This is a genomic window from Enterococcus sp. NBRC 3427 (assembly GCF_007996925.1).
Classification (GTDB): Bacteria; Bacillota; Bacilli; order Lactobacillales; family Enterococcaceae; genus Enterococcus_B; species Enterococcus_B lactis.
On the sequence record NZ_BJLL01000102.1, the window covers coordinates 1 to 3,853 of the forward strand.

General features: G+C 37.4%; 3 protein-coding genes. All 3 read right to left on the reverse strand.

The window, feature by feature from the left end:
* Positions 1–9: 9 nt before the first annotated feature.
* Complete coding sequence (serS, locus tag ESP02_RS12975) at positions 10–1,281, reverse strand: serine--tRNA ligase (RefSeq protein WP_002295265.1); 1,272 nt, start codon at positions 1,279–1,281, stop codon at positions 10–12.
* A 293-nt stretch (positions 1,282–1,574) separates the two neighbouring features.
* Positions 1,575–2,783 (reverse strand): cell wall metabolism sensor histidine kinase WalK, encoded by a 1,209-nt coding sequence (locus ESP02_RS12980; protein WP_002295267.1) that lies wholly within the window; start codon positions 2,781–2,783, stop codon positions 1,575–1,577.
* The gene (locus ESP02_RS12985; RefSeq protein WP_002295268.1) at positions 2,770–3,459 is read right to left on the reverse strand and encodes a response regulator transcription factor; all 690 of its coding nucleotides are present in this window, start codon (positions 3,457–3,459) and stop codon (positions 2,770–2,772) included. Before ESP02_RS12985 ends, ESP02_RS12980 begins: the two co-directional genes overlap by 14 nt.
* Between the last annotated feature and the right edge of the window lie 394 nt (positions 3,460–3,853).

A 3,853-nucleotide genomic window follows, 5' to 3' on the forward strand; every position in this document is an offset into this window, starting at 1 on the left:
ACAGCCTCTTTATTTAATAACTTTCAGGTTCCCCATATAAGGAACGAGCGCTTCTGGAACTGTGACAGAACCATCTTCATTTTGGTAGTTTTCCAAAATGGCAGCTACTGTACGGCCAACTGCAAGTCCTGAACCATTCAGAGTATGAGTATAGTGGATTTTTCCATCATTATCGCGATAACGGATCATTGCGCGGCGTGCTTGGAAATCTTCACAGTTAGAACAAGAACTGATTTCACGATAAGTATCTTGTGCAGGTATCCATACTTCTAAGTCATAAGTTTTAGCTGCAGAAAAGCCCATGTCTCCAGTTGATAAGGCCATCACACGATAAGGCAAATGCAATTTTTTCAAGATATCTTCTGCATCAGCTGTCATTTTTTCCAATTCTTCGTAAGAATGCTCTACATCCGAAAATTTGACCATTTCTACTTTATTGAATTGGTGAAGACGAATCAGTCCTCGTGTATCCCGACCAGCACTTCCGGCTTCAGAACGAAAAGCAGGGCTTAGTGCAGTGAAATAAATAGGTAAATCTGCACCATCTAAAATTTCATCATTATAATAGTTAGTTAATGGTACTTCAGCTGTTGGGATTAATGTTAGATCAGTATTCTCCAATTGGAAAACATCTTCTTTGAATTTTGGAAATTGTCCCGTACCAAACATCGCTTTACTGTTGACGATATAAGGAGTGATCATTTCAGTATAGCCGTGTTCGTAAATATGCTGATCAAGCATGAAGTTGTAGACAGCACGTTCTAATCGAGCACCTAATCCTTTGTAATAGACAAAACGGCTACCGGCTACTTTTGCGCCACGTTCAAAATCTAAAATATCAAGATTTTCTGCAATTTCCCAGTGTGGTTTTGGTTCAAAAGCAAATGTACGTGGTTCGCTCCAACGACGGATTTCTACATTGTCCTCTTCATCTGTTCCAACTGGCACAGAATCATGGGGAAGGTTTGGCAAAGTAGTTGCAATTTGTTTCAATTTTTCATCCACTTCAGCAATTTCAGTATCCAATGCTTTGATGTTGCCACCGACTTCTTTCATTTCAGCGATTTTAGCAGAAGCATCTTCTTTTGCACGCTTCAATTGGGCGATCTCAGCAGAAACATCATTTCGATATTTTTTTAATTCTTCACTTTTGACTAGTAGCTTACGACGATTTTCATCTAGTTCCATGAATTCAGCTAATGTTTCTTTTTTTACGCCCCGAGTCATCAATTTTTCTTGTACTTCTTCAATATTTTGTCGCATCATTTTTACATCTAACATATGATTTCCTCCTTTTTGAAAATAAAAAAAGACTGATCCATCCCATTATTCTTGGGACGAATCAGTCTGAAATTCGCGGTACCACCCAAGTTCAGCGTCAGCTGCACTTGTTGAACACATAACGGCTGTTGAACCGACCTTTCTTATTTCGAAAGGGCACGTAAACGAACTGGAACTTCCAAATTATCCTTTGCTGATTTACACCTGCCATCAGCTCTCTGAAAAAGAATAAAGTGTACTGGGTTCTGTGTTTTTCATTTATTCTAATAATTGTAATAAGAATAGCGAATATTTCAGCTTTCGTCAATAACTTCCTGTGTATCAATAGGTAATTTTTCATTTTTCTTGATTGGAAGGTGCATGATGAAAGAAGTCCATTGCTTATCTGATTTTGCATAAATGTATCCGCCGTGCAAAGCCACAATGCTTTGAGCGATTGCTAAACCAAGTCCAGTTCCTCCAGTTGCTTGTGAACGAGATTCTTCTACACGATAAAAACGGTCGAATAGATTATCGATTGCCTGTTGTGGGATCATTGCTCCGTTATTTTTGACTGTTGCAACAACTTCTGAACCGATACGTTCTACTTCGATTACGATCTTCGTTGCTCCTTTTCCGTATTTCAACGCATTCGTCAAAAGATTATTGAAGACACGTACAAGTTTTTCGGTATCGCCATCCATGATAAGGGAGTCTACTTTTGATTGAACAAGTATTTGGATATTTTTTTTAGAAGCTTCCAACTCAAAATCAGCTGCTAACTGTTCGATCAACTGGATCATGTCAAAGGCAGAAAAATTCACCGGGACAGCAGGCTGGCGTACCTTAGTGTATTCAAATAAGTCGTCCACTAAAGATTTCATCTGCTTTGCTTTGATATAAGCAGTATGCGTATACTTTAAAAGATCTTCTTCTGAGTGATACTGGCCATCTTCTATCAGTCCTAGGTATCCAATGATGGACGTGAGTGGGGTACGGATATCATGACTGACATTCGTGATCAATTCATCTTTTGATTTTTCGATTTTACGTTCGTCTTCAATCGCTGCTACGGTACTATCCACCAATCCATTGATACTTGTTACCACTCGGCTTAAGTCACCACTCAGTTCAAAAGGGATACGATGATCATAATTTCCGTTTGCGATGTAGTGAAGTTCGCTGATGATATGCCGCAATTGCATTTGGCGATATCTTCGAATCAAGCGCCAATACAAAACACCAATATCTAATAGAAAGAAAAAGGGAATAATAAAATTCCGGCCGTTCCAGAACAAATCAGTGTTCAATCGTTCTGCAAAAATATTCTTTGAATCCCAAATCGCATTCGTCAAAGAAGGTGAACTGTTGATCACCGAACTGATAACAACCAGAATAGAAACATTTAATAGAAGCAAAAGGATAATCGTGATGATTCCTTCCGCTAACAATTCGCTGATTTCTTTTGAAGTCAAATTGATCCGACGGCGTTTTTCAGTTGCTCGTTTACTATCTTGCGTCAATTTTATAGCCCACTCCCCAAACGGTTTGAATGACTTTTTCACCACCAGTTGCTTCTTCAATCTTATCTCTTAAATGACTAACGTGAACCATGACAGTTTTAGCAGAGACAATACTTTCTTGTTTCCAAACACGCTCAAAAATTTCATCCGCGCTAAATACTCGATTAGGATGACTAGCAAGCAAGTAGAGGATACCGAATTCCAAAGCTGTTAACTGGATTTCTTTCCCATCGATTGTTTTAACTTCATGAGAGTCTTTATTGATGATTAATGCATTTACTTCTAATACATCAGGCTGATCTGGGGCAATCTGCATTTTTGTACGCCGTAATAAAGACTTTACTCTAGCCATTACTTCTAACGGATTAAATGGCTTGGTCACATAATCATCTGCACCAGCGACCAGTCCTTTGATCTTATCCATATCAGTAGTTTTTGCTGTCAGCATAATGATTGGTATTTGGGATTCTTTTCGTAGCTCTTTCACTACTTGCATCCCATCCATCTCAGGCATCATGATATCTAAAATAAGTAATTCAATATCAGGGATTGTTCTGATTTTAGATAATGCTTCTTTCCCATCATAAGCCTTTACTGCTTCATACCCCTCATTGTGAACATAGATACTTAATAATTCAACGATTTCTTTATCATCGTCAGCAATCAAAATTTTCATAAATAAATCCTCCAGAGTCATATTGTTACTATTATTCTAGCAAAAAAAAGCAGAAATAGATAAAAGCAGCACTTTGTTAAGGAAAATTTTAGAAGGTGAGACATCTAGTTGGTGTGAATAAGACAAGAACATGAACATTAAACTGAAAACAAAAGGATTTTACGTCTCTCGGAGTTATAAAGACGAACGAAAAAGGACCAGAACTAACCAATGATCATGTAAGCTAGAAATGTTGATAAATAAGCATTTTCTTATTGACTTTCACATGTGATGTTGATATATTATTATTTGTTCAAAAGAACACCAATAACTTATTAAATAATAAAAAATAAGTTGTTGACATGTTGGAAATGACATGATAAGATAACTGAGTCGTTAAAAAAGAACTACTTGT